This is a genomic window from Klebsiella sp. EMBS2024 (assembly GCF_036233805.1).
In the GTDB taxonomy this organism is placed as follows: Bacteria; Pseudomonadota; Gammaproteobacteria; order Enterobacterales; family Enterobacteriaceae; genus Klebsiella; species Klebsiella pneumoniae.
Window position 1 is genome coordinate 103,154 of record NZ_JAZARW010000002.1, and the last position, 1,804, is coordinate 104,957.

The following is a 1,804-nucleotide window of genomic DNA, read 5'->3' on the forward strand; positions in this document are numbered from 1 at the left end:
ATCGCATTTAGCAGTGTGAAGCTGGCGCCGGGTTATACAGACAGCTGCAGTCCCATCCTGCCTGGCTAAACCTGCAATACATAGGGGAACGGATACCGTCAGGTAACATGACCGTCTCAGCATCCGATTGAGATTTTCGTGAGGGGTTTAGAGCTTTACTGAAAAATTGACTGTGGCATGTTAACACGTGTGGAACAGTGCACAGACCAGGGGATACCGCCGTTAAACCCGCATACCGTAGTCAATATCTGCGCATCACGGCCTGAAATCACATATGACAGTCAATATTGTTCGATCATGGCAGACATGATGAAGAACACATATTGACTGCGGTATGCGTGATGCATATCACAGTCAATGGAATGTTCTTAGCGGCATCCGGCAGTCATGTTATGCATATCGCAGTCAATTTTCTGGCTTCATCGCTGAGAGAGCTTCGGCCAGTTTAAGGGGATCGATGCCAGCAGCCTTCAGCGCCTTAATGACTTCGTCATAATTTTGCTCTGGCGCCTTCTCTTCTTCCTCTTTGCGCGGAACCTTCACAGGACCACTGATGAGTTTGGGGTTGCGATAATGCACGCTGAAATAGGTGGCTCGGCCACGTTTAAACTCGGTGTAATCCAGATAACCAATATCCCGCAGCTGCTCCATCGCCTTACGCACCGTGTGGTTCTGCGTATAGACATTTGAGGTGAGATTCAGCCGGTCACGCATCCGTTTCATGGAAATAGGTGCAGGATTCTGGGGAAGACTTTCGATGTAGGTATAAAGCGCCTGGGCTGATTCCTTGCGCTGCAGGGCGTCAATGGCTTTCAGCCGCAGAAGTACCCTTCTGTCCATGTGGTAAAGCTCAAACAGCTTAGGTTCAGCCTTGATCTCAACGATATCCTCGTTGATGTCATAATAGGCTGACTGCACCAGATGGGTGGTCCATCCTTTGGTCTCACTCTGGAACTTCAGCGTAACCGAGGCGAGTTTAAACAGGGAATTACTGATGCGATCGCGCATTTTTTTGTTTGAACGACGGGAGTCAAATCCGCACATCTTAACGAATTCGACGAACGACAGTTCCAGGGTGTCACTTTTTACCCCATACTCCGACATGGAGCGAATTATCCCCAGCCAGACTTTAAAATCCGTGTCCATATCAAGACGCGAACCGGTGATCTTAACGTCAGTGTATCCTTCGCTTTTGGCAATGGACAGCTGTACAAGCTCCTCAGTCGCGTCTGTAACGTTTTTCCGGTTCGCCTTGCTCTTCCCTGTTGATTTCAGAGTTGGGACGAAGAGACCGAGTCTCATGAGCGCTACTGGCTGCACGGTACTGGTGCTGTTGACATCCAGCTTAACAACTTCACCGGTTGTCTTATCAACTTCCTGAAGGTTCAGAAGTAAGCTATTATTTTCGCTCGTCATCTTGATCCTCAACGGTTATCCACAAAAGGATGTAGTAATACGTATCGCAGTCAACGGATATACATACCTCAGTAAATACCGTTGCATATCACAGTATTAGATTATGCATATAACAGTCAACATTTTACATTCCGCAGTCGATCCAGACAGACGTTAAAGCCAGTTACAGCGCATGCTGGAGCGATCCGGGGATCTCTTTTGGATCTCACTATGATCTCCTTGGGATCAATTATTGGATCGAGACCATGAATAACCCAGATACAAGGCCGGAAGCGCCACACCAGATATCCAGAACCCTGGCCTGATTTTCCTGAATACGCTCTGGAAGATTGAGATCTACAGGTACAACAATGAAACATTGACTGCGGTATGCTGAGTCGTCTTTCCT

At 47.9% G+C, this 1,804-nt stretch carries 1 protein-coding gene; it reads right to left on the reverse strand.

Annotated features, from left to right (window positions below; all coding sequences use genetic code 11):
* Positions 1-405: 405 nt before the first annotated feature.
* Positions 406-1,416, reverse strand: coding sequence for a RepB family plasmid replication initiator protein (locus VZP09_RS24635; protein WP_000200070.1), 1,011 nt, complete (start codon positions 1,414-1,416; stop codon positions 406-408).
* Positions 1,417-1,804 lie beyond the last annotated feature (388 nt).